This window comes from Candidatus Latescibacterota bacterium (assembly GCA_020633725.1).
In the GTDB taxonomy this organism is placed as follows: Bacteria; Krumholzibacteriota; Krumholzibacteriia; order JACNKJ01; family JACNKJ01; genus VGXI01.
The window spans coordinates 15,808-39,317 of record JACKDC010000006.1; the positions used below are offsets into that span (position 1 = coordinate 15,808).

The window sequence follows — 23,510 nt, forward strand, 5'->3', positions numbered from 1 at the left end:
GGAGACATCGGACATGACGAAAGCGACCCTGGGAACCCTGATCGGCCTTCTCGCGGGCGCGGCCATGCTGGCCGGATGCACCGCCAAGTCCACGCTGCTGTCCAGCAAGGCGCTCGTCGACGCGCCCGTCACCTTCGAACGGGCCACGATCCAGCTGCAGACCTATCCGACCTGGGGAGACCGCCATCGCAAGCAGGTGGCGGGCGCGGTGAAGAAGGCCCTGGGGAAGCACGGCGTGGAGGCCGACTACGTCATCCTGACCGAGGAGACGCTGAACCCCCAGCGCCTCGTCGAGGACGCCGCCACGCAGAACGCGTCGACCCACATCCTGGCGGTGGCCCAGGTGTCCGAGCAGTACAACCCCGACCTGCTAGGCCGCAGCAATGCCAACTGGGATTCGAGACTGCTGCAGTTCGCCTGCACCCTCGAAGCGTGCGGCAGCCGTGAAGTCGTCTGGAAGGGCGTGGTGCAGGTGGATCCGGCCGACTACGGCCTGGTGAACGGCCTCGATTCCGTCGGCGGCGCGCTCGCCTCGGGCATCGAGAAGGAGCTGGTGAAACTCGGCTTCCTGACGCCGGTCGCGGAGAAGCGCGGCCCGCACGGGGACTAGGCGGCAGAGGCCTCGACGCTCGCGTCACGACTCAGGGTCGAACTGGAACACGCGCAGCTCCTGGTCGCAGCGGCAGGCCTTCGCGATGCGCGCGGCCCAGGCGACGGCCTCTTCCCTCGACGGCAGTTCGAGCACGGTGAAGCCGCCGTCGAGCGTGGGCGCCCAGGGGTAGCCGCCGTCGGCCACCGCGCCATCGGCGGACACCAGCGCCGGTGGCACGGATTCGTCGATGCCCCCGGCGAAGACGTAGACGCCCGCGGCCTTCGCCTCGGCGATCACGGCGTGCGCGTCACGGCCGACCGTCTCGAACTCGTCGTCGGGCACGTTCATCGCTGCGCTGGGGAACGAGATCAGGTACCTGGCCATGGGGCTAGCCGCGGAATGCAGCTTCGATAGCGGCGATGTCGATGCACTTCATCGTCATCATCGCGTCGAAGGCCCGCTTGGCCGCCGCGCGATCGCTGCTGGTGTAGGCTTTGGTCAGCGCCGTCGGCGTGATCTGCCAGGAGATTCCCCATCTGTCCTTGCACCATCCGCACTCGCTCTCCTGGCCGCCGTTGCCGACGATCGCCTTCCAGTAGCGATCGGTCTCGTCCTGGTCCTCGGTGGCGACCTGAAAGGAGAACGCCTCGCTGTGCTTGAATGCCGGCCCACCGTTGAGTCCCAGGCAGGGGATGCCCATGACGGTGAACTCCACCGTCAGCACGTTGCCCTCCGTGCCCGACGGATAGTCGCCCGGCGCGCGGTGCACGGCGTCGATCGACGAGTTGGGGAAGGTCTCGGCATAGAACCGCGCCGCGTCCTCGGCTTCGCTTTCGTACCAGAGGCAGATCGTGTTCTTGGCGATGGTCGTCATGGCGTCCTTTCGTCGGCGGACGTCGCGCCCACCGCGAGAATGAGCTTACAGCCAGACGCCGATCGCCGCCAGCGCCATGCGGGTATTCGGTGTTTGCGGCCCTGTTCGCTGGCGGGCAAGTCCGCTGCACCTTCTCCCGCGTTGCCGAAAGCGTGGGCGATCCGGCGTTCTAGGTCTGCTCGTTGATCGGGGAGTGGCCGCTCGGGACGAGCAGGTCGGAGATCTTCGTCGCCGACAGGAGGCGGGCGAGACTCGTGTAGCGCGGACCCTGCATCGATCCCTTCGGCGCATCCCCGTAGGGAACCGGCTTGTCCAGGGGCTTCGCAGGGCCGGAGAACACCACGCGGTACTTTCCCCTGTCGCCGTAGGGTTCGATTCGCGCCACGTCGGCGTAGTGCGTGACCGCCGAGACGGGCGAGGTCTGGTAGGCCGCGATGTGCTTGATCTTCGACAGCATCCCACCGCCGATCCGGATGGCGTACCAGCAGTCCTCGCCGAGGAAGACCTCCTGGAAGCCCTCTTCCTGGGCGGGAACCACGATCGTGTCCCGCAGATCGGCCGACGGTCGCGGCTTGTCTTCTTGGTGCGTCCCCACAGCGGGTACTGCCACAGGCACCGGGCGTTCGAAGACCCCCACTCCGAGGAGGGGTAGGATCCGCAGCATCTCTCGCAGGAAGCCCTCGGTGTCGGCGTGTTCCGACTCCGAGAGACGCGGCTCCTTGGGATTGACCGAGTTGTCGAAGTGGCAACGCTCCGCTTCACGAGCCTTCCTGAGCAGCGCATACTCGAGCCAGGTGATGTGGGCCCGATTCAGCGCGTTCGAACTGGAAACGAAACCATAGCCCCAGTCCCAGAAGTCCTTGTTCACGTAGTGCGAGTCGATGCGGGTGCGGATTTCGTCGCCCTGGCCGACGTACACGGTGGGCAGCTCATCCTCCATGCCTTCGTCGAACCCGGTGAGGATGTAGACGCCGGCCTGCCCGAACTCGGGACGAGCGCTGACCTTGGGCCATGCCGACCGGGGAAAGGCAACGCCCACGCCCGTCCAGTTGAGCAGGTTGACGACCTTCACGCCGTCCGGATCGCCGTCGGGAACGAACACGCGGATGGTATAGGGCCTCGCCATCGCCTCCCCCTTCAGTTGTTGCCTTTGCCGGCAGACTGCACCGCGACCCGCCCCGCAAGCGCCGCGCGCCAGCGCTCTTCGTGAGCGTTCGCGTCTCCGATCCGCGCAGCCGGATGCGGCAGGCCAACATGTTGCACGCCAACGGCGGTCAAGACGCTCTGCGGGACTCGTCCCAAGGCCAGGGTCAGGGTCGGCCGTACTATTTCGAGTTCCACTTTGGCGAACTCGGTCGCGGCTCGAATGGCGTCACGGCGAGGTATCGGACTCGAAATGCACCCCGATTTGATGAAGGGGAAGATGTTCGTGACGAAGACCTCTTGCAGCTCCAAACCAAACACTCTCCCCACCAGGGTTTCCAACCTTCGGTTCGTCAGCAGGCCTCTTGTCCGGCCATGTTCCTGGACATCTGGATCGAGGCCTCGGCCCAGCGCGTCCGTGCTCGACCAGTCCTGGAGGACGATCGCAATGCCTCCAAGCGCGTGCGCACCCTTGCTGTAGGGACTCACCCAGTCTCGGAAGTCGTAGCCGAAATCCTCTGGCTGCAGGTATCCAGGCCACTTCACCGCGGCGCGGCAAGCGGCGAGTTCGAGATAGGTGTCGGGCATTGTCGTCAGCACTTCCCAACCTTCGCTCTCTGGACGCTGTGCCCGCAGACGGCCGCAGCTCCGGAAGCCGGACCGCTTAGGTGGCAAACTAGCCCTTGGGTTTGCCGAATGCGATCGCGATCGGCCGTGGCCCGACGAAGCGAAGATGCCACCTTCCGTCCACCCGGCGGACATCGAGGTGGAGCGACGATCGGCCCTCCAGTTCGGCGCCTGAGAATTCGAAGACTCCGAGCGCACCCTCGGGATCCCCTTCTTCAGCGATTCTGACGTGGAGAACGTCGTCTGCACCCACTCGGTCAACCTTCACCCGGTACGACGTGGAGGTGCCCTTGCGGCTGGACAGCCGAAGCACACGGTACGTCTCGATCACGTTCATGGTCTGGCTCACTCCTCTGCAGGCGCGACTCTCGCGTCCTCGACGATCTCGGCCGACCCTGCGACCCGTTGTCCCGCTTCGTCCACCCCGAAGTAGTACCAGAGGGAGCGCTTCCGCTGCAGTTCGTTGGCCCGGCTCCAGTTCTTGGCATCGGTGCACGCCGTGCCCTCGTGCAGCACCGCGCCTTCGCACCCGTACCACTCGGCAAACTGCTCGCGGGTGAAGGACTTGCCGCCGAAGTTGGCGAAGAGCCACCGATCTCCCTCGAGGTTGAGCGAACCAAACTCCACGATGGTGACATCACCCGCGGTGGACTCCACCGTCGTGCTGAACTGCCAGGTGTAGCGATAGCGCGCCGTCGAATCCTCGACGGCGACCGCGGGATTGGGGCTGTGCGTAACCACAAGGGTGTTGGGCAGCCGCTCCAGCTCCTTGAGCACGTGGTTCGCCTGCGCGGCGTTGAAGGGATCGGCCTCAGCCGTCGCCTGAGTCGTCAAGGCAGCGCACAGGATCAGGGCGGAGAGGAGCTTCGTGCACATGGGCGCCTCGGGGCGTTTCGGTGGTCTCGGGATCAACGGGCATCCATCAGCCGTGTCGACAAGCATACTTGCGGGAACCGGTTGTTGCCAGATCCAATATTGGCCTTCGGCGGGACTCTCCGCGGTGCTGGCCGGCAAGCAGCTTCCTGGGCCCGCCGGGCTGGGAAGGGCGGCCGCCCGGGGGATTGAGGCCGATCGCCTGCGTGCCCGCTTGAAACCGTTCGCTCGGCGTGGCAGAGTCTTTCCGGGTGGATGGCACTCTGGAGCCTCGGGAGGATCGAAGATGTGGTGTGGATTCCATTCGCTGACGCCGCGGTCGCCCTTCGCCCGCGCGGCCTTGCTCTCCATGCTCGTCGCCCTCGCCGGCTGCGCCGTCTTCATGAACGGCGCGAAGTTCCGTTCGGACGAAGTCGGCATCGTCTCCCAGCGTGGACCCGTGCGCTACGTCTCGGACCGGCACAAGGTCGAGGGCTCGCCGCGTACCAAGGACGTGACTGCCGTTCGTGACCTCGTCGACGAGTTCGCGCGCGACTGCTTGGCCGCGTTCGGTATTCCTGTCGCCGACAGCACGCAAGCCTCGGATTGGACCCTCGAGGTCCGCACGAAAACGGTGTTCGAAGATCCGGCCGAACGCGTCAGCGTTTCCATGGTCGATGGCAAGACCTCTCGCAGCACCTACGTGGGCTACCGCAAGGTGGGCATCGACGGCGACATCTACCTCGGCATGGGCGACAAGAAGCCGATGAAGCGACGCTTCTTCACTGGCACGTTCGACGTGTACGGCTACGACACCCAATTCCCGATCACGCCGTTCTCGTCCTTGTATGCCGAGGGCAATTACAAGTTCAGCTGGGAGCTGTTCCATATCCTCGCAAGCGCCTTCGACGAACGTACCGCCCGTGAGTTGATGACCTACCGGTCGGCGCTTTCCGGCGGCGATGCGATCGACCCCCGCGACCAGCGCATCCGGGACGTCGCGCGGGACTACGTCAAGCTCTACTACGAGGATTGAGCCCGGTGGCGCGGAACTCGCCCGTGGCGTGACGGTCACCCCCTTGACCTCCTCCTCTCCACCCCCTACACTCCACTCACCCTTCCGCGCTTGGCGGCCCGTGCGCTGAGCGCGTTTCCCCTCCCCGAGCAGCCCTCCCCGCTGCGGCCGCGCCCGCCCTGGCAGCGCCATGGCCTTCGTACACCTGAACGTGCACAGCGCGTACTCGCTGCTGGCCGGCACGATGAAGCCCGAGGACATCCCCGCCCTCGCCCGGCGGCGTGGCTTCGACGCGCTCGCCCTCACCGACACCGACGGCCTCTTCGCCGCCGTGCCCTTCCAGCGCGCCTGCGAGCGCGAGGGCGTGCACGCCCTGCTGGGCGCGGAGATCACGCGGCCGCGGCAGCGTCGCGAGGCGTCGGTCCAGGGCGCCCTCGCCCTCGACGAACCCGAGCCCGCCCGCTTCGGTCCCGCCACGCGCGAGCTGGGCGGTTTCGCGCGGGAGCGTCCCGCCGGGCCGGGCGACCCCCGTCACCGCGCCACGCTGCTCGCCCGCAGCGAGGCGGGCTACCGTCTGCTGGGCGAGCTGCTCACGGCGCGCCACAACGACCAGGGCTTCTCGCTCGAGGACGCCCTCGCCGCCGCCCTCGACTCGGGCGAGCTCTACGTCATCACGGCCGGCGAGGGCCTGTTGCATTCGCTTGCACCCCGTGCACAGTCGCACCTCTTCGTCGAGCTGCGCGCGGGCGCCGGCGCCACCATCCTGGACGGCCTGCGCCTCCAGGCGAACCTGCAGCTCGCCGCTTCGCTCGGCTTGCCGGCCGTCGTCACCACCGGCGCCTTCTTCGCCGACGCCGACGACCACGAGATCCACCGCCTCCTCTGCGCCATGCGCATGAACTGCGTCGTGACCCAGCTCCCCGACGGCGCCGCCGCGCCCCCCAGCGCCTGGCTCATGGACGAACCCGCCCTCCGCCGCAGCCTCGGCCTCGCCCCCGGGGGCGGCTCACGCCTCACCGACCCCCGCCTCGAGGCCGCGCTCCAAGCCACCGCCACGATCGCCGCCGACTGCCAGGTGCGCATCCCGCTGGGACGTCCCCGCCCGCCACGCTTCGCCCTGCCGCCCGGCCCCGACGGCCGCCCGCAGAACACCGACGCCTTCCTCTACCGCCTCGCGCACGAGGGCCTGCGCGAGCGGCTCGGCCTCGCCCCCGGCGACAGCTCCCCGCGCGCGCGCCGCACCCTCGCCGCGCTGCGCCGCGAGCTGCACGTGATCCGCCGCCGCGAGGTGTCGGCCTACTTTCTCATCGCCTGGGATCTGGTGCGCTACGGGCGCAGCCGCCACCTGGCCAGCCTGGGACGCGGCAGCGCGGCCAGCAGCCTCGTGTCCTTCGCGCTGGGCATCACGCACGTGAACCCGCTGGAGCACGGGCTCACCTTCGAGCGCTTCCTCAATCTGGAGCGGGCGGGGCTGCCGGACTTCGACATCGACTTCGGCTCGCTGGCGCGCTACGAGATCCTCGACTACGCGTTCCGTCGCTACGGGCGCGAGTCGACGGCCATGATCGGCACCTACCAGACCTTCCGCCCGCGCGGCGCCTTCCGCCGCCTGGTGGCGGCGCTGGGCCTGGACGAGAAGCGCTGGGGCCCGATCATCAAGCTCATGCCGCGCTGGGGCGGCTGCGCCACGCTGCGCGAGCAGCTCGCCGAGGACCCGCGCACGCGGCACCTCGATCTCACCCGCGGCGACTGGCCCCGCCTCCTCGACCTCGCCGTGCGCCTGGACGGCCTGCCCCAGCACCTGGGGACGCATCCCTGCGGCATCGTCATCGCGCCGGGGCCCATCGCGCACTTCGTGCCGGTGCAGCCGGGCGCACAGGGCCTGGCGATCACGCAGTGGGACATGCACGCGGTCGAGGCCGCGGGCCTGGTGAAGCTGGACGTCCTCGGCCAGCGCGGCCTCGCCGTGATCGACGACACCCACGCCCGCGTGCGCGCCAACTTCGGCCGCGCGCCGCGCCTGGCCGGCGATCCGCCCCTTGCCGCGGCGGGCGGGCCGCGCCGCAACGCCCACGGCGAGGCCGCCGGCGCGGTGAACCCCTTCCTCGACGGCGCCACCCGCGCCCTCCTCGCCCGCGGCGCGAGCGAGGGCTGCTTCTACATCGAGAGTCCCATCATGATGCAGATCCTGCGGCAGGCCCGCTGCGAGGACTTCGAGACGCTCACCGCCCTCAGCTCGATCATCCGCCCCGGCGTGAGCAACTACGGCGGCAAGCGCAGCTACCTCATGCGCCACCGCGGCGAGGAGGCGGTGAGCGTGCTGCACCCGCTGCTCGAGCCCGTGCTGCGCGACACCTACGGCTGTCTCATCTACCAGGAGCAGGTGATGCGCGTGCTGCAGGTCATGGGCGGCATGAGCCTGGGCGAGGCCGATCGCTTTCGCAAGATCATGTCGAACAAGGGCGGCGGCGATCCCAACGAGTTCGCGCGGCGCTTCCTCGAAGCGGCGCTCGCGCGGCTCGAGGCCGCCGGCGAGGACCCGGAGCGGGCGGGCCACGTGGCCAAGGAGCTGGGCCGCCAGGTGGTGAGCTTCGCCGGCTACGCCTTCTGCAAGGCGCACAGCGCGAGTTTCGCGCGCGAGAGCTTCGAGTCGGCCTACTGGAAGGCGCACTACCCGGCGGAGTTCATGGCCGCGGTGATCGAGGAGCGCGGGGGTTACTACAGCACGGCGGAGTACGTCGAGGAGGCGAGGCGCCTGGACCTGGAGCTGCTGCCGCCGCACGTCAACGCCGGCACCCTGCGCACGCTGGGCTTCACGGCGGGCGCCCCGGCGCCGGATCCCGCGGGGGATGCCGGCGTGCCGCCCTTGCGTGCCGCCCGCCCCCGGGGGCGGGTTCGCATCGGGCTGTCCTTCGTGCAGGGCGTGCGTCAGTCCGCGCTGGACTGGCTGGCGGATGCCGCCGCGCGACGTCCCTTCGTCACCCTGCGCGAGCTGGTGGAGCGCGCGCGGGCAAACGGCGCCGAAGCGCCGCGCCGCTACGAGCTGGCGCGGCTCGTGCGCGTGGGCGCGCTCGACGACCTGCCCGTGGACGGCAGCCCCGAACACGGCACGCCCGCGCGCTCGGTGCTGCTCGGCGCGCTGGCCACGCTCTGGCAGGACGCCACCGGCGCCAAGGCCAACGCCGAGGCCTTCGCCCCCCTGGCCTGGCCCGCCGCCGGAGACGCGTCCGCGATCCTGCGCGCCCGCGGCCGCCTGGAGCTGGAGGGCCTCGGCTTCTCGCCCTCGCTGCACCCGCTCCTGCTCTCGCCGGCCTTCCGCGCGGCGCGCGCGGGGCTCCCCAGCGCCCGCGACCTGGCCGCGCGCGGCGAGGCGGTGGCGGGCACGGAGAGCGTCACCCTGGGGCGCATGGAGCTGCTGGGCGTGAAGGTGGCGGGCAAGCGCACGCGCACCGAGAAGGACGGTCGGCTGATGTCCTTCATCACCTTCTCCGACGAGACCGGCATCTTCGAGGCCGTGCTCTACCCCGACGACTACGACCGCCTCGCCCGCCGCCTGCGCGGGCCGGGGCCGTTCAGGATCAGCGGCGTGGCGAAGGCCGAGCTGGGCGAGGTGCTGCTGGAGGTGAAGGGCGTCGCGGCGCTGGGGGGCGGGCCCGCGCCCGCAGCGCTTGCGCCGCCCAGCGCGGGCCGCTAGGGTGCCGATGATCGCCCGCACTCCGCCAAAGGAGCGCAGATGCAGCGCCGACCCTACCGTGACGCGTCCGACGTCGCCCTTCTGCAGCAGTTCAACGCCCGCGCCGCGGCCGTCACCGACGGCTTCGGCTACCTGCACCCCGGCGACATCCCCCACCACATGTTCAACGGCAACCGGATGTACGACACCGCCGACGTCGTGTCGATCTGGGAGGACGCCGACGGCGTGGCGGCCTGGGTGCTCGCCGGCCCTCGCCACCGGGAGTCCGACGTCCAGCTGCGCCCCGACCTGAAGGGGAGCGACTTCGAGTGGGAGGTCATGGACTTCGCCGAGGCCCGCCTGCTCGAGCTGATGGACCGCCACGACATCACGGGCGATCGCATCGTCGCCACCGCCTATCGCGGCGACGCGCCCCTCGAGCGCTATCTGGCCGACCGCGGCTGGACCCCCGACGGCGACCCGCCCTGGGTGGTCAATCGCATCGCGCTGACCGCGCTGGACGAGCCGACGCTACCGGCGGGCTACACCGTGCGCGCCGCCCGCGGTGTCGAGGACGCGGCCGGCCTGGCCGCGGTGCACAAGGCCGCCTTCGGCGTGCCCTGGACGCCCGAGGTCTACCGCCGCGTCATGGAGTCGCCCGGCTACGCCGCCGAGCGGGAGTTCGTGGTGGTCGCGCCGGACGGCGAGTTCGCGGCCTTCACCCTGACCTGGCACGACGCCCTCAACCGCCGCGGCCTGTTCGAGCCGGTCGGCACCCACTCGGGCTACCGGCGCCTCGGCCTGGGGCGGGCGCTGCTCCTCACCGTGCTGCATCACATGCGCGGGCTGGGCCTGGAGAGCGCGGAGGTCGTGAACGAGGGCAAGAACGAGGCCTCCCGCGCGCTCTACCGATCCTGCGGCTTCCTGCCTCGGCACGCGTTCGGCAACTACGAGAAGCCGCGGGCCCGGTAGCGCGGCCCCCGGTCGGAAATGCCGTGGTCCGGTTCGCGGCCAAACCTCGCGTAAAGGGATGTACCCCCCAACCGCGAGGTGAACCATGAGACCCCTGAAATCGATCCTCCTGATCGCCGCCCTGGCCGCGCTGCTCCTGGCCGACACGGCCGCGGCCCGCATCATCATGCTGGACGCCAACTTCGACGCCCGCGCCGTGGGCAGCCAGCTCGACCGCCGCGGCGCCCTGTTCGGCGAGCCCGTGCCCGGCCCCTACGACTACGGCAACGAGGTCGTCTATCAGGACAACCCCGGCGACAACTCGATCCAGCTACCCGACACCCAGCTGAACGGCCTGGACGAGCTCTACTGGACCCTGCGCGACGGCCTGGCCGTCCGCGACGGCAAGCTCTTCATCTCCTGCGAACTGGAGCTGGAGTACCCCGGCGAGTACCGCGTCGTGCTGCGCAACGAGGACCCCGTAGGCCCCACCTTCTTCGTGCTGCTCTTCGACGCGGCGGGCAACGTCTCCTGGCGCGACGCCGACGACCTCACCCCCACGACCATCGGCTTCTACCCGATCGGCGTCCCCTGCGACCTGGAGTGGGAGTTCGACATGGACGGCGGCATCTACAACTTCAGCTTCAACGGCGCGCCCGTCGTGGTGGGTGGCACGCACGGCGTCGTGGACGAGGGCCTGGGCACGCTCGTCGTCGGCCACCGCGACGACGGCGACACCGCCGGCTCCCTGCGCTTCGACGCGCCGTCCTGGACCTGGCGGCCCGGCGCGATCTCCGAGATCCTGCACGCGGACTTCAGTTCGCATGCGGCCGGCCAGCCCATCGGCACGGGCGGCGCGGAGCAGGGCGAGCCCATCGCCATCGGCGGCTGCGTGCCCACGGTCGAAGTGGGGATGCCCCTCGGCAACAAGGCGCTCCTGATCCCGGACGGATCGGACGTCGGCGTCGCCTCCACGCGCTGGGAATTCCTCGGCGGCGCCGAGCCCACCACGCCCCTGTCCGTCTCCTTCTGGATGACCCTCGACACGCCCGACGGCTACGTGATCTACGTCCGCGAGCAGGGCTCCTCGACGCGCATCTTCCTCAACATCACCATCAACAGCGCGGGCCAGGTCTTCCTCAAGGACGCGAACGGCCAGACCTGGGTCGTCCACAGCTGCGCCTTCGGAGTGCCGATCCACGTGGAGATGGCCTTCGAGCCCGACCGCGACGAGTTCAGCGTCTGGTGGGACAACGCGCGCATCCTGCACCGCGCGAACCACGGCATCACCGACCGCGAGGTGGGGCGCCTCGTCTTCGGCTGCGACTTCGACGCGGACTTCGACGGCGCGATGCGCATCGACAAGCTCCAGGTCCACACGCTGGATCTGACCACGCCGGTCGACGACGCCACCCCTGCGCCCTCGCAGCTCGCCGTGCAGGCCGCGCCGAATCCCTTCAACCCCGCGACCACCGTGTACTTCGATCTTCCCCGGGCGGCTCGAACCCACGTCGACATCGTCGACACGCGCGGCCGGCTCGTCCGGCGGCTGCTGGATCGGACCCTGGACGCGGGCCGCCAGCAGGCGACCTGGCGCGGCGAGGACGCCGACGGCAACCCGGTCGCCTCGGGCATCTACCTCGCCGTGGTGACGGCCGGGGATCTGCGTCAGGCGACGCGGGTCGCGCTGGTCAAGTGAGCGGCCGGCCCATCAGGTTTTGCAACAAAGTCGAGACATCGCCTGCTGTGGCCGCGACCCTGCATATCCCCTGATGGGAAACCACACGCGCGGTGGCATGGGGCGACTCCTGCCACCGCGCGCGGGCACATGGCGAAAGGACGCGACAGCTTGCGCCCCGATCGGGACGTCAACCGACCGCCCAGCGGCGATGAGAGCGCGCAGCCGGCTCTTGCAAGCCGAGACGAGACCCTGCTGAATGCATGGGATCGCCTCATGGCCATCGCCTCGCTGTACCCTGCAGGGAACTCCCGTTTCCTCGAGGCCGTGGAGCTCTGGCGCGCCGCCATGCGGCAGGTGTCGCGGGGCGACGGCACCTTCTGCGTCGAGGTGGGCCGCGACGACCGCCTGGCCCACGAGGGACAGGTCCAGTCCACCGAGCGCGTGGCGCGGAGCCGGCTCTATCCCCTGCTCGTGGGCATCGGCGTGGAGAGCATGGTCCTCTCCACCGAGCTGTCCCCCGAGGCCTTGCACCGCACGCTGTCCCTGCTGCAGGAGACGCATCGCATCACCGAGCGCGCCATCGGCTTCCAGCGCGCCGAGCTGCCGCCGCTGCCGGCCGGCGTGAGCATCAGCCTGCGCAGCTTCGGCAGTCCCGGCGCGTCCGCGCCGGGTCTGGGCGCCCCCACGGGGAATCCCGGCGGCGGACCCGGCGGGCTCGGCAGGGCTGGCGTGGGCGGCCACGAAGACGCTCCCGCGCTCGTCGGGGCCTACCCCGCCGTGAGCAACCCGCACATCGGCGGGCAGGGCCATGCCGCCGAGACGCTCGAGGAGCGACTCACCGCCCGCGCCACGCGGCTCTTCGATGCCCTCACGGGCGACGTCGTGCCCGAGGCCCTGCCCCATCCGGTGACGCCCAGGCCCGACGAGGCGGCGCACACGCGCCGCGACCGCGTCGACGCGCCTTTCGGCCCCGCGGATCTCGTCGCCAAGGTGAAGACGCTCGATCCCGCGCTGCCCTTCGAGGGCCAGCAGCTCGGCCCCTGTCAGCCCGAGTGGCTCGCGCTGCTGCTTCAGTTCGCGCAGACCGAGGAGGACGTCCCCCACGCCCAGCGCGCGCGGCACATTCTCCCGCGGGTGCTCGCGCGCGAACTCGGTCTCCACGAGCTGCAGACCGTGGTGTCCGCCGCCGAGGACCTGCTCGAGGGCGGCGACCTGGACCGCGCCGACGCCCTGCTCCCGCTCGTCCTCGAGCCGCTCGCCGCGCAGCCGGAGCTGCTGGAGCGCGTGCTGGCCGCGCTGGCCCGAGGCGTGAACGCCGCGGGCCGCGAGGGCCTGTGGCCGCATCTGGCCGACGCGATCCTGCGCGAGCTGGTGCCGGCCGGGCTCGCCCAGATCCGCGGCCTCGACGGCGAGGCCGCCCTCGCGCTCCCCGCCGAGGCGCGCGCACGGGCGGTCACGCGCCTGGAGGCGCGCCCCGCGCTGCAGTCCCGTCCGCTGCCGGTGGCCATCGTCCAGCCGCTGCGGCCCGAGCTGCGCGACCTGCATTTCGTCCTCCTCGCCAGCTCCCGCAGCGCGAGCATGGGCCCGCTGCTGCGCGACGCCCTCCTGGCCGCCACGCCGCCGCTGCCCGCTCCCCACGCCGGGCTGCTGGCGCTGCTCGGCGCGTATCGTCCGCAGTATCGCGAGTACTACCGCCTGTTGCTCGACGGCGACGACAACCACGCCGCCCGCGCCCAGGAGGCCGCCACGCTGGCCCTGCGCGCACTGCAGCGCCTGCCGCGCCGGGAGCGTCAGCGCCCCGAGGTCGCCGACGCCCTGGCCGCCCTGGCCGCGGCGCCCCCCGGCGACGCCGACGCGCTGCTCGCCAGCATCCAGACGGAGCGACGTCTGCTGTTCCTGTCGGCGTGGCCCGCCACCGCCCGCAGGCAGGCCGAGCGCCTGCAGTCCCGTCGCCCGTCCACCCGTGCCCACGGCGCGAGCCACGCGGAGGTCTCGCGATGAACGCGCGCGTCGACGCTCTCGTCACCCTGCTCGCCCGCGGCATCGCCCAGCGCGCGCTCTACTTCGCCGAGCACCCCAACGTGCGCAGCTGCGCGCAGGAGCTCGCCCGCGACCTCGGCCAGGAGATCGCCGCCAAGCGCGCGGACTTCTTCCTCGGCGCGGTGGAAGGCCGGCTCATCCACGAGGGGCGCATGCTGCTCGGCGCGTCCATCGTGGGACACAAGATCGCGTCCTCGCTCGATCGCCTGAGCAGCGGCGGCCTGCTCTTCCGCCGCGGCGTGGATGCCGCGGAGCTGTCGACGCTCTTCACCATCGCGGTTGAGCAGGGCGAACCCCTGGACGGCGGACTCGTGGCGGCCCGCGAGCTGCTCGCGTCACGCGGCGTGCGCAACATCGAGCTGTCGCCCCGCTACGAAGACGAGGACTGGTTCGGGCACAAGGGCAGAGGAAGTGGCGGCGGCGACGAGGAAGACGCCGAGGGCGTCGACGAGCTCGCCGACCTGATCCCGGTCTACCAGTCGCTCTTCGAGGTGGTGGAGACGAGCCACGGCCGCGCCACGGGCGACCACGCCGTGGACATCGCCGGGGCGCGCACGGCCAGCGAGCGCTTTCTCGGCGCCACCGAGGCGGGCTTCACGGACATGATGCAGCTCGTCCGCTACACCGACTCGGACAGCTACACCGTGGGGCACTCGGTGCGCGTGGCGCTGCTCTGCGTCCTCGTGGGACAGCACATGGGCCTGCCGCGGCCGCGGCTCGGCGAACTCGCCACCGCCGGGTTGCTGCACGACGTGGGCAAGGCCAAGGTGCCGGCCGAGATCCTCTACAAGGCCGGGCGACTGGACGCCGACGAACTGCGCATCATGCGCATCCACCCGGACGCCGGCGCGAAGATCCTGATCGAGAGCGGCGACGCGTCGAGCACCACGGTCTGCACCGCCTGGGGCCACCACGTGCGCCACGACCTGCGCGGCTACCCGGACGTCCCCGGCTGGGCCGTGCAGGGCGAGGCCACGGCGCTTCTGCAGGCCTGCGACGTCTTCGAGGCGCTCACTGCCGTGCGCCCCTACAAGAAGTCGGTGACGCCCCTGCGCGCCTTCGAGATCATGCTCGCCGACCCGGGCGCCTTCCACCCCGGGGCCCTGCGTGCGCTCGTGGGCGCGCTCGGTCTCTATCCGCCCGGCAGCCGCGTCACCCTGAACGACGGCTCCCGCGCCATCGTGGTGCGCGCCGGCGAGCAGCCGGACCGTCCGCTCGTCCGCGTGACGCGCGACGCCGCGGGCGTGCTGCTCGCCCACGACGACCAGCCCACGATCGACCTCAGCAGCGCCGCCGGCCGGGCGTTCGCGGTGGCCGATCTGCTGTCCGGCTCCGCCGGTCCCGAGCTGGTCGTGGAGGACGCGAAGGACGCCGACGACAGCGGCGACGAGGCCCTCGTCACCGTGGAAGCCGATCCCGCCGCCGGCGACTAGGGGCGTCCGGCTGCCCGGTCGCTGCGACGGTGGACCGTCGCCCGCCGCGCGCGCACCGGGATCGCTCCTCACGCAACCGACGCGTTTCCAACGTCCGCGCCCCTCCGCCGCGCTGGCACGCTAGCTGCGATGGCCGCCACGGCCGCCGTCCCGTCCCCCGCGGCTCGCCGCCCCTCCTCGACCGTTCGAAGAAGGAGCGCGCTGCCATGCACAGCACTTCCATCGTCGTGTTCACCTTCTTGGCCCTCACCCTCGGTCTGGCGATGGTCAGCCCGCCGGTCCAGGACCGCGAGGAGAACCAGCCGCCGACGCACATCACGATGTCCAGGCTGAAGTCGCTCTACTGAGCGCTCTGGACGAAGGAGCCGCCATGCGAATCACCGTGCCCCGCCTGATCGGACTCGGTGCGATGATCCTGGCCCTGCTGGCGCCCATGGCGTCCAGCGGGGCCGGTGCTGACGGCAGCGCGATGCGCGAGGCGTTGCGCCTGAGCGCGCGCGAGCTGCTGGCAAACCTGGGTCGCGACGGCGAAGAGGACGCGGCGCTGCGTCTGCACGGGGAGATCCGCCGCCTCTGGGCCGACGCCCGCCGCGACGGCCAGCCGCCGCGTCTCGAGCCGGCCTTCGGCGATTCGCTTTACGGCGTTCTCTTCGACGCCTGGGACCGCGCGCGGACCCCCGCCGCGCGCAGCGCCCTGGCCCGCAGCCTGCCCACGCTCGCGCCCACGCGGGTCGCCGACGACTACACGGCGCTCTTCCTCGCGCCGGCCTGGCGCGGACGCGTGGACGGGGCGATCAAGCCGCTCATCTACGCGATCGCGCGCGCGGAGGACCCCGTGCCGCGGCTGCTGCGCATCGCCGAGCACACCCGCGACGCGGAGGTGATGCGCGCCATCGCCATCGCAAGACAGGCGGAGGCCGGCTACACCGAGCTCTGCGCGCTCTTCGATCTGAGCGCGCGTCTCCCGGACGATCCCGCCAAGCCCCTGCCCGCGCCGCGCGTCGAGGTCTGCTGGCCCGCGCTGGCGGAGTCCCTGGCCGCGGACGCGGACTGCCGCATGGCGCCCCACTTCCAGCGGCTGGCCGCGCGCCTCGGCCCCTTCCCCGCGCTCGACTACCTGCTGGCGCACCCGAAGCCGGCCTGTCCGTCCCTGCGGGCCGCCTTCATCGACGTGATCCTGCGGGACGCCCCCGCCCACGCCGACCTCTCGCGACCCGGCGAGTCCCTGGAGGAGCGCGCGGATGCGTTGCGCGCCCTGGGGCTGACGCGCGCCCAGGCTGACGCGCTGCAGTCCCGGCTGGAGGCCGTCTCGCTGCTGGAGTGAATCCACGGCATGCAAACGTTACGTCTCATCCGCGCGCGGCGCCCCGTCGTCGTGGCCCTGCTCGCGCTGCTCACGCCGGCGACGGCCGCCGCCGTCGACGCCTATGAACTCGGCGACGTGGCCGTCCGCGGCATCTCGCTGGGCTGTGTCGACACCTGCTACGACCACTGCGGGATCGTCGTGGGCGTCGTGCCGGGAGCGTGGGCCGAACCGGACATCCAGGTGGTCGAGGGCTACATCCCCTCGGCGCGGCAGGTGGACCTGGACGACTTCGGGCCCGACTTCGGCGCCACCTGGCGTCCCGACTGCAGCTACGCCGATCGGCGGCAGCTGGCGGCGCTGGGCCTCGAGCTCGAGGGCACTGCCTATCCCACCTTCTGCATCCACGACGGGCAGTTCAACACGCTGGACGCGCTCGTGCCCGACCTGAGCAACGGCGTCTGGGACGGCTCGATCGGCGACATCGACGCGCTGCGCTGCGACGGCCTGGTGGAGTACTGCTACGAGGCGCTGCAGCTGCCGGTGTGGGTGAGGGATGGCGCGTGGGACATCACCGCCGACAGCGAGTACGCGATCCACAACGACCTGCCGCCCCTGGGCGCGCCCTGCGACGGCTGCTACTTCTACCCGCGCACGCAGCGCGGCGCCCAGGGCTGCGGCAGCGGCGAGAGCTACACGTGGTTCGAGGCGCGGGGCGCGGTGGATCTGCCGTCCATCCTGTCGGTGGAGGTGCAGCCGGACGGCGGGGATGTCATCCGCGTGAACGCGAGCGACCCCAGTTCGGGCATCGCCTATCTGCGCGTGGCGCAGACGCCCCCGGGCGAGGCGCCCCAGCTCTACGACTGGAACGCCGAGGGCTTCCCGGGCCTGGGCGCGGAGTCCTTCCCCCCGGCGACGAGCGCGGAGATCACCTTCTACGCCGGCCTCGCCGGGGACTACCACATCGTCGCGGTGGACTGGGGCGGCAACATGAGCGCGCCCGCGGTGGTGAGCGACTACGTCCCCATCTACCCCGCGGCCGCGGGCACGCCCCTCGACGCCGCGCTCTCGCCCGAGGACGCCCCCTGCGGCCTCGCCCGGATCGAGCTGCGCGACGCGGCCTGGACGCTGCGCCGCTCGGCGCGCTTCGCCGCCCGGGGGCAGGACGACTGCGGGCCGCTGGATCTCGTCGCCGACCTGCCGGTGGACGAGCCGCTCTGGCTGCTGGGCTTCGATCGCCTCGGCCGGCAGCGTTACTCGCGTCGCCTGGCCCCGGCCACCGCACGGCTTCGCCCGCCCCCGGGGGCGGATGCGCGCGCGCTGCTGCGGCAGCGTCTCGACGCGCGGCGCGCCGGACGCGGCGCGCCGCTGCCCATCGTTCCCGCGGCGGAGCTGATCGCCAACCCGATCGCGCTGGACGTGGTCATCTACTCCGCCGATGCGCGCTGCCTCGAGCACGCGGATCTCGTCGCCCAGGAGCTGCTCGCGCGCTGGCAACTCTCGTCGCAGCTCGTGCTCGGCGCCTCGTCGGCCCCGACCGACTGCCACGACATCGCGGCGGCCGTGACGGCGGCGAATGCCGCCGAGGGCTGGGGGCATCCGCCGCTGGTGGTGATCGTCGGCCACTCGGACCAGCTCGCCCCCGGCGGACCCGTGGTCCGCGGGATCGAACTGGGCTGGTCGGACTACTCCGACGCGCTGATCTTCGACCTCGACGGCGACCAGATCCCCGACCTGCCGTGGACGCGCGTGCCCGTCTACCCCGAGCTGGTGGCCGGCGAGCTCGACTTCTCGCACAGCGAGAGGGTCGCCGTGCGCAACGCGCTCCGCTACTACAGCGGAGAGACCCGCGGGGGCGACGGCGCGCTCGTGATCGACGGCCATTCGGAAAAGCTCTACGACGGCGCCGGCGGCTACCACTGCTTCGACCATCCGGCGATCTCCGCGCTCAACCATGCCCTCGCGGACACTCTGGCAAGCACCGGCATGCCGGTGGCGGTGCTCGATCCCGACGACGTGCCCGACGGCGATCCCTGCGTGGACACTCCCGCCAAGGCCGCGGCCCTGCGCGATGCCATGGCCGCCGGCGTGGGCGAGCTCTTCGCCTTCGGCGCCGAATCGGGCCAGGACCTGCTGCCGGGCAAGTTCCTTCGCCTCGGCGGCTACGACCTCGCCGACTGGCCGGATCGAGCCTACGTGCTGAACCTCGTCTGCTGCAGCACCGCCTGGGATCGGCTCTCGGTGCCGGCAAGCGGCGCGGGCGCGCTCTTCATGGACTGGCTCTTCCACGACGCCGACGCCGAGCCCGGCGCCTGCGCCATCGCCGTGGTCGGGCACAAGCACAGCCGTCCCGTGGGCGAGCACATGCTCTACGCCGAGTCGCTCGCGGCCCGGCGCAGCCTGCGCGGCGATCGCTTTCACCAGGAGGTGGCCTTCCACGCCCTGCGCGACCTCGCCCTGGCCGATCCCCGCCGCCTCGACTACCTCGCCAGCGTCTCGATCCTCGGCTGGCCGGCGCCGGTGACGGGCTCGCTGGTGAGCGCCGAGCTCGCGCCGGCTGTCGGCGGCCTGCGGCTCAGCGCCCATCCCAATCCCTTCAATCCCTCGGTGACCCTGCGCCTGCGCGCGCCGGGGGCGCGGCGCGCTTCGCTGCGCGTGCTGGACGTCCTCGGCCGCTCGCTGCGGCAGGTCGAGCTGGCGCCAGGTCCGCTCGGCGTGGCCGAGTGGCAGTGGGACGGCCGCGATGAGCGCGGCAGGCCGGTCGCCGCGGGGGTCTACTTCGCGAAGGTGGAGGCGGCGGGGCAGCAGGCCACGCAAAAGCTGCTGCTGCTGAAGTAGGACTAGATCGGTTCGAAGGTGAAGCCGCGCTGGAAGAGGCGCAGGCAGGCGTCCACGACCTCGGGGTCGAGCTGCCGTCCGCGCTGCTCGGCGAGCGTGGCGAGCACGGTCTCCAGCGGATGCGCCGGCCGGTAGGGCCGATAGGTGAGCATGGCCTCCACCGTGTCGGCGACCGCGAGGATGCGCGCCTGGGGCAGGATCGCCTCGCCGCTGAGGCCGTCCGGGTAGCCGCTGCCGTCGAGACGCTCCTGGTGCTGGCCGATGGCCTCGGCCACCGGCCAGGGGAACTCCACGCGCTTGAGGATGCGCTGGCCGGTCTGCGGCGTCTTGCGCACCATGGCGCGCTCGGCGGGGCTCAGGCTCGCGGGCTTGCAGAGGATCTCGGCCGGCACGCCCACCTTGCCGATGTCGTGGAGCAAGGCCATGATGCGCAGCCCCTCGAGGGCGAAGGCGTCCATGCCCAGCTCGCCGCCGATGGCCACCGCCAGCTGGGCCACGCGCCGCTGATGGCCGGCCACGAAGGGGTCGCGCCGCTCGACCATGCTGCTCATGGCCTCCACGGCGCCGAGCATGACGCGGCGCAGCTGTCCAAGGCTCGACTTGAGGCGGCCGCTGGGATCGCCCAGGGCGGTCATGTCCTCGGCCACCACGAGCGCTCCGCGCAGGACGCCGTCCTCGCGCAGGCAGCGCCCGGTGAAACGCAGGAAGTGTCGCGAGCCGGCGAAGGCCACGCCGGGCGCCTGGTCCAGGCTGAAGTCCTGCCCGGTCTCGAGCAGCCGCGCCACGGCCGGCGCCAGCCCGAGTTCCACCAGCACCGGAGCGTTGCGCAGCGTGTCGAGTTGTTCCAGGACGTCCTGCGAACAACCGGTGAGTTCCGCGAAGCGGGGCGAGGCGCGGCGAACGCGGCCGGCGGCGTCGAGGAGCAGGAGGCCGAAGGGCAGCGCCTCCAGGAGCGTGGTCTCGAACAGACCCGCGTCCTCGGCGATTTGCCGCATGGCGTCACCCCCTGCTGCGGCTGTGGCCCCCGCGGGGGCCGACCTCCATGTTCAGGGGAGTGCGGCGTCTGCACGCGCGCCCACCCCCGAAGGGATGGGCGGTGCAAGACTTCGGCCAAGGGCCGTCAGTGGCTGCGGATGGGCTTGAACGTGGTCGCGGCAAGCTTGGGGTTCAGGAGGCCGTCGCGGGCCTCGAGCATGTGCATGTCCACGTTGCGCGGGCCGCCCTTGCCGTGGACGTAGCGCAGATAGCCGCTGTCGGGGTGCGGCAGGATGCGGATCCGCGCGTCGTAGGCGATGTCGCTCGTGCGCAGCAGCGTCAGCGTGTTGATGAGCAGGCCGTCGCCGATCTTGTCCTGCACCGCCTGCGTGAAGCCGGTGAGGACGCGCCCCATGGCCAGGTTCGAGTAGTCGGGCAGCGCGTCGTGGATGAGCATCAGCCCGGAGGGCAGCTCCACCATGTACTCGAGCGCGCGGATGCCGCCTTCGTTGCGGCGGCTGCCGTTCCACATCATCAGGTAGACGGTGAGCGTGTCGGGCACCTCGCCTTCCCAGACGCTGTCCCGGCCGGCGGCGTCGAAGTAGACGCCGAGGCTGACCTCGGGTTCGCCGTCGTTCCAGAAGACGGTGGGCGGGTCATCCGCGAAGGCGGGGGCCGCGAGAAGCGCGAGCAGTGCTGCGAGTGTGAGGCTCTTGAACATCGGGTGCGACTCCGAGGGGATCAGGGATCGGTGGCGGCGGGGGCAGCGTCCAGGATAGCCGGCGACGCCCGGCGGGGCAAGGCCGAGCGGCCCACCGCGTATGCGGGGAGACGAACACCGCCCCCTCCATGGGGTTCCCGCCTAGCCGGCCTCGAGAGGCTCCCAGCCTCCCAGCAGCTCGGGCCGCTCCTCGGCGCCGCCGGCCAGCAGGCGGGCCCGCGCGGGCTCCGGCAGCCGCAACAGGTAGTAGGCGCCCTCGGGCTCGTAGCGGACGTCCAGCACCTCGCACTCCCCGTAGATCCGCGCGGTCAACGCCCCCGCGCTGACGGGCAGGAACAGGACGGTCTGCCGGAAGGCCTCCCGGCGGCGCTGCCGGATGGCCTCGCAGAGCGCGTCGAGCCCTTCGCCGGTGCTGGCGCTGACGGTCAGCGAGCCGGGCCAGCGCGCCTCGAGGCGCTCGCCGGTCCCCGGCTCCGCGGCATCGAGCTTGTTGAAGACGCGGAGGCAGCGCTCGGGGTCCACGTCCAGGTCGCCCAGCACCTCCTCGACGGCGTGGATCTGACGATCGCGGTCGGGCGCCGCCAGATCGGCCACGTGGAGGACCAGATCGGCCTCGCGCACCTCGGCGAGCGTGGCCTTGAAGCTCTCCACCAGGTGGTGCGGCAGCTTGCGCACGAAGCCCACCGTGTCGGTGAGGAGCACGGGCTCGCCGTCGGCCAGGTCGAGGCGGCGCGTGGTGGAGTCCAGCGTGGCGAAGAGGGCGTCCTCCACCAGGACGCCGGCGTCGGTGAGCGCGTTGAGCAGGCTGCTCTTGCCCACGTTGGTGTAGCCCACCAGCGCCACGCTGAAGGCCCGGCGGCGGCGCTGCCGCGCCTTGGTCTCGCTGACGCGCGCCACCTTTTCCAGCTCGCGCTTGAGCTGGGCCATGCGGTCGCCGAGGCGGCGGCGGTCCACCTCGAGCTGGGTTTCGCCGGGGCCGCGGGTGCCGATGCCGCCGGCCTGCCGCGACAGGTGCTCCCACATGCGGCGCAGCCGCGGGCGCAGATACTCGAGCTGCGCCAGCTCCACCTGCAGGCGCGCCTGACGCGTGCGGGCGCGGCGCGCGAAGATGTCCAGGATCAGCTCGGTGCGGTCGCAGACGTTCGTGTCCGTGCGCTTCTCCAGATTGCGCGCCTGCACCGGGCTCAGCTCGTTGTCGACGATGATCAGGTTGGCCTCGCGCTCGCGGCAGAGCTCCGCCAGCTCCTCCACCTTGCCCTTGCCGATGTAGGTGGACACGTCCGGCGCGCTGCGCTCCTGCATGAGCGCGTGGAGCACGCGCGCGCCGGCGGCCCGCGCCAGCCGCGCGAGCTCGAGGAGGTTCTCCTCCTCGTCGTCGCGATCGCTGCCGGGCAGCACGGTGCCCACCAGCACCGCGCGCTCCTGGCCGCCCTTGGCCTCGTCGGGATAGAAGAAGCGTTGCTGGGCCATCGTCCTCGCTAGGGCGCCTTGCGCAGCGGCACTTCGAAGACCGTGGGGTAGTCCGTGAGGTTTTCCAGGTAGCCGTCGCGGACCACGGCGACGTCCTCGATGCGGATGCCCAGCTTCTTCTCGGGGTAGTAGATGCCAGGCTCGATGGTGATCACCATCCCCGGCTCCAGCGGCGCGTTGCCGCCGCGGATGAACGGATCCTCGTGCACCTCGAGGCCGAGCCCGTGACCCAGCCCGTGGCAGAAGCCCACCTGCGTGCCCGGGTGCGTGCTGAGGTTCTCGTAGCCCTTCTCGGCGAGGAAGTGCGCCACCCGGTCGTGCAGACCCTTGAAGCTGAGCCCGGGCTCGTAGGCCTCGAAGCCCAGCACGGTGGCCTGGCGGACGTCCTCGTAGGCCTGCTTCTGCGCGGCGGTCGCCTCGCCGGGGCAGAAGGTGCGGGTCATGTCGAAGAAGTAGCCCGTAGCGGTGTCCTTGGGGAAGATGTCGCAGACGATGGGCAGGCCCACCTGCACGGTGCGCGTGTCGGTGCCCGCGTTGTGGGGGACGCCGGCTTCGTCGCCCTGGGCCACGATGCTGCCGTGCACGTTGGCCAGCCCGTGGGCGGCCATGGCCTGGTCGGCGGCCGACTTGAGCATGCGGATCGTCAGCGGCTCGCCACTCGCGGTGTGCAGGGTCTTGCCGCGCGCGTGGCAGGCGGCGAGGGCCTTGCGGATGGCCTCGAAGCCCGCGAAGGTACCCACGCCGGCGGCGCGCATGGCCTCGATCTCGGTCTCGGTCTTGATCTCGCGCGCCCGGGCCAGCACGGAGCTCTGCTCCACCACCAGCGTGCAGCCCGCCTCCGTGAAGGCCCGCTTGGCCCGCGGCAGCCAGCTCACGGCGGTCTCGAGGCCGGCGCTCCCGTAGAGCGCCACGCGGCCCTTGGCGCGGCCCTTCTTGAGGACCCAGGCCAGCCAGGCCAGCTCGGCGTCGCCGGGCTTCTTGGCCCCGCGGACGAGCTTCGTGTAGGGCGTCTTGCTGCGGGCGATCCAGTCCAGGCCTGTCTTGGCGGCGTTGTCGCGCTCCATGTCGCCCACGATGAGCAGCTTCTTGCCCCCGCGCTTCCAGAGCAGGGTCGCGGCCTCCAGCTTCTGGCTCCTGGTGAGGTACCAGAAGGACGGGCTCTCGGGCGTGTTACCGGTGAGCAGCAGGGCGTCGAGCTTGCGCTCGGCCATCAGGCGGTCGACGTGGGCGTGCAGCGGATCCTTGGGCGCGGGCATGGCGGTCCTTTCGGTCTGACGACCCCTCTGGAATAGATCAGCCGGGCGGGGAAATCAAGGGCGCGA

Annotated in this window: 20 protein-coding genes; 10 read left to right on the forward strand and 10 right to left on the reverse strand. The window is 71.4% G+C overall.

Features of this window, described 5'->3' with window-relative positions:
- Window positions 1-13: 13 nt before the first annotated feature.
- The gene (locus H6693_12490; protein MCB9516999.1) at window positions 14-610 is read left to right on the forward strand and encodes a hypothetical protein; all 597 of its coding nucleotides are present in this window, start codon (window positions 14-16) and stop codon (window positions 608-610) included.
- Window positions 611-634: 24 nt separating this feature from the next.
- Here the strand turns inward: H6693_12490 and H6693_12495 are convergent, their stop codons facing one another.
- The 6 genes from H6693_12495 to H6693_12520 all read right to left on the reverse strand — a co-directional run bounded on the left by H6693_12495 (window position 635) and on the right by H6693_12520 (window position 4,112).
- A complete protein-coding gene (locus H6693_12495; protein ID MCB9517000.1) occupies window positions 635-976 on the reverse strand; it encodes a transcription initiation protein in 342 nt (113 codons plus the stop codon).
- 4 nt (window positions 977-980) lie between these two features.
- Window positions 981-1,466: a VOC family protein gene (locus tag H6693_12500; protein MCB9517001.1), complete on the reverse strand. Its 486-nt coding sequence runs from the start codon at window positions 1,464-1,466 to the stop codon at window positions 981-983.
- 169 nt (window positions 1,467-1,635) lie between these two features.
- Window positions 1,636-2,592, reverse strand: coding sequence for a GIY-YIG nuclease family protein (locus H6693_12505; GenBank protein MCB9517002.1), 957 nt, complete (start codon window positions 2,590-2,592; stop codon window positions 1,636-1,638).
- A gap of 11 nt (window positions 2,593-2,603) precedes the next feature.
- Complete coding sequence (locus tag H6693_12510) at window positions 2,604-3,209, reverse strand: hypothetical protein (protein MCB9517003.1); 606 nt, start codon at window positions 3,207-3,209, stop codon at window positions 2,604-2,606.
- 76 nt (window positions 3,210-3,285) lie between these two features.
- A complete protein-coding gene (locus tag H6693_12515) occupies window positions 3,286-3,573 on the reverse strand; it encodes a hypothetical protein (protein MCB9517004.1) in 288 nt (95 codons plus the stop codon).
- 8 nt (window positions 3,574-3,581) lie between these two features.
- Window positions 3,582-4,112, reverse strand: a complete 531-nt coding sequence (locus H6693_12520) for a hypothetical protein (protein ID MCB9517005.1) — start codon at window positions 4,110-4,112, stop codon at window positions 3,582-3,584.
- A 346-nt stretch (window positions 4,113-4,458) separates the two neighbouring features.
- On the opposite strand from H6693_12520, the gene H6693_12525 reads away from it, so the two are divergent.
- The 9 genes from H6693_12525 to H6693_12565 all read left to right on the forward strand — a co-directional run bounded on the left by H6693_12525 (window position 4,459) and on the right by H6693_12565 (window position 19,022).
- Window positions 4,459-5,124: a hypothetical protein gene (locus H6693_12525; GenBank protein ID MCB9517006.1), complete on the forward strand. Its 666-nt coding sequence runs from the start codon at window positions 4,459-4,461 to the stop codon at window positions 5,122-5,124.
- 169 nt (window positions 5,125-5,293) lie between these two features.
- Complete coding sequence (locus H6693_12530) at window positions 5,294-8,797, forward strand: DNA polymerase III subunit alpha (GenBank protein ID MCB9517007.1); 3,504 nt, start codon at window positions 5,294-5,296, stop codon at window positions 8,795-8,797.
- Window positions 8,798-8,836: 39 nt separating this feature from the next.
- Complete coding sequence (locus tag H6693_12535) at window positions 8,837-9,748, forward strand: GNAT family N-acetyltransferase (GenBank protein ID MCB9517008.1); 912 nt, start codon at window positions 8,837-8,839, stop codon at window positions 9,746-9,748.
- An 85-nt stretch (window positions 9,749-9,833) separates the two neighbouring features.
- Entirely contained in the window at window positions 9,834-11,426 is a 1,593-nt protein-coding gene (locus H6693_12540; protein MCB9517009.1) for a hypothetical protein, read from the forward strand.
- A 150-nt stretch (window positions 11,427-11,576) separates the two neighbouring features.
- Window positions 11,577-13,409, forward strand: coding sequence for a hypothetical protein (locus tag H6693_12545; protein ID MCB9517010.1), 1,833 nt, complete (start codon window positions 11,577-11,579; stop codon window positions 13,407-13,409).
- The gene (locus tag H6693_12550) at window positions 13,406-14,881 is read left to right on the forward strand and encodes an HD domain-containing protein (GenBank protein MCB9517011.1); all 1,476 of its coding nucleotides are present in this window, start codon (window positions 13,406-13,408) and stop codon (window positions 14,879-14,881) included. The genes H6693_12545 and H6693_12550 overlap by 4 nt, the downstream gene beginning before the upstream one ends.
- 206 nt (window positions 14,882-15,087) lie before the next feature.
- Entirely contained in the window at window positions 15,088-15,228 is a 141-nt protein-coding gene (locus H6693_12555) for a hypothetical protein (protein ID MCB9517012.1), read from the forward strand.
- A gap of 23 nt (window positions 15,229-15,251) precedes the next feature.
- Window positions 15,252-16,205: a hypothetical protein gene (locus H6693_12560; protein MCB9517013.1), complete on the forward strand. Its 954-nt coding sequence runs from the start codon at window positions 15,252-15,254 to the stop codon at window positions 16,203-16,205.
- Window positions 16,206-16,214: 9 nt separating this feature from the next.
- The gene (locus tag H6693_12565) at window positions 16,215-19,022 is read left to right on the forward strand and encodes a hypothetical protein (GenBank protein MCB9517014.1); all 2,808 of its coding nucleotides are present in this window, start codon (window positions 16,215-16,217) and stop codon (window positions 19,020-19,022) included.
- A 2-nt stretch (window positions 19,023-19,024) separates the two neighbouring features.
- On the opposite strand, the gene H6693_12570 is transcribed toward H6693_12565, so the two are convergent.
- From H6693_12570 to H6693_12585, 4 genes are all read right to left on the reverse strand, one after another.
- Complete coding sequence (locus tag H6693_12570) at window positions 19,025-20,017, reverse strand: HD domain-containing protein (protein MCB9517015.1); 993 nt, start codon at window positions 20,015-20,017, stop codon at window positions 19,025-19,027.
- A gap of 125 nt (window positions 20,018-20,142) precedes the next feature.
- Window positions 20,143-20,718: a hypothetical protein gene (locus tag H6693_12575; GenBank protein ID MCB9517016.1), complete on the reverse strand. Its 576-nt coding sequence runs from the start codon at window positions 20,716-20,718 to the stop codon at window positions 20,143-20,145.
- Between the two features lie 141 nt (window positions 20,719-20,859).
- Window positions 20,860-22,188: a GTPase HflX gene (gene hflX / locus H6693_12580; protein MCB9517017.1), complete on the reverse strand. Its 1,329-nt coding sequence runs from the start codon at window positions 22,186-22,188 to the stop codon at window positions 20,860-20,862.
- Window positions 22,189-22,196: 8 nt separating this feature from the next.
- Window positions 22,197-23,444, reverse strand: a complete 1,248-nt coding sequence (locus H6693_12585) for an aminopeptidase P family protein (protein MCB9517018.1) — start codon at window positions 23,442-23,444, stop codon at window positions 22,197-22,199.
- Window positions 23,445-23,510: the final 66 nt, after the last annotated feature.

Excerpts from the sequence above, each read along its gene's own strand:
- H6693_12490 (MCB9516999.1), top strand. The coding sequence starts at position 14 with ATGACGAAAGCGACCCTGGGAACCCTGATCGGCCTTCTCGCGGGCGCG.
- H6693_12495 (MCB9517000.1), bottom strand. The coding sequence starts at position 976 with ATGGCCAGGTACCTGATCTCGTTCCCCAGCGCAGCGATGAACGTGCCC.
- H6693_12500 (MCB9517001.1), bottom strand. The coding sequence starts at position 1,466 with ATGACGACCATCGCCAAGAACACGATCTGCCTCTGGTACGAAAGCGAA.
- H6693_12505 (MCB9517002.1), bottom strand. The coding sequence starts at position 2,592 with ATGGCGAGGCCCTATACCATCCGCGTGTTCGTTCCCGACGGCGATCCG.
- H6693_12515 (MCB9517004.1), bottom strand. The coding sequence starts at position 3,573 with ATGAACGTGATCGAGACGTACCGTGTGCTTCGGCTGTCCAGCCGCAAG.
- H6693_12520 (MCB9517005.1), bottom strand. The coding sequence starts at position 4,112 with ATGTGCACGAAGCTCCTCTCCGCCCTGATCCTGTGCGCTGCCTTGACG.
- H6693_12525 (MCB9517006.1), top strand. The coding sequence starts at position 4,459 with ATGCTCGTCGCCCTCGCCGGCTGCGCCGTCTTCATGAACGGCGCGAAG.
- H6693_12530 (MCB9517007.1), top strand. The coding sequence starts at position 5,294 with ATGGCCTTCGTACACCTGAACGTGCACAGCGCGTACTCGCTGCTGGCC.
- H6693_12535 (MCB9517008.1), top strand. The coding sequence starts at position 8,837 with ATGCAGCGCCGACCCTACCGTGACGCGTCCGACGTCGCCCTTCTGCAG.
- H6693_12540 (MCB9517009.1), top strand. The coding sequence starts at position 9,834 with ATGAGACCCCTGAAATCGATCCTCCTGATCGCCGCCCTGGCCGCGCTG.
- H6693_12550 (MCB9517011.1), top strand. The coding sequence starts at position 13,406 with ATGAACGCGCGCGTCGACGCTCTCGTCACCCTGCTCGCCCGCGGCATC.
- H6693_12555 (MCB9517012.1), top strand. The coding sequence starts at position 15,088 with ATGCACAGCACTTCCATCGTCGTGTTCACCTTCTTGGCCCTCACCCTC.
- H6693_12560 (MCB9517013.1), top strand. The coding sequence starts at position 15,252 with ATGCGAATCACCGTGCCCCGCCTGATCGGACTCGGTGCGATGATCCTG.
- H6693_12565 (MCB9517014.1), top strand. The coding sequence starts at position 16,215 with ATGCAAACGTTACGTCTCATCCGCGCGCGGCGCCCCGTCGTCGTGGCC.
- H6693_12570 (MCB9517015.1), bottom strand. The coding sequence starts at position 20,017 with ATGCGGCAAATCGCCGAGGACGCGGGTCTGTTCGAGACCACGCTCCTG.
- H6693_12575 (MCB9517016.1), bottom strand. The coding sequence starts at position 20,718 with ATGTTCAAGAGCCTCACACTCGCAGCACTGCTCGCGCTTCTCGCGGCC.
- hflX (MCB9517017.1), bottom strand. The coding sequence starts at position 22,188 with ATGGCCCAGCAACGCTTCTTCTATCCCGACGAGGCCAAGGGCGGCCAG.
- H6693_12585 (MCB9517018.1), bottom strand. The coding sequence starts at position 23,444 with ATGCCCGCGCCCAAGGATCCGCTGCACGCCCACGTCGACCGCCTGATG.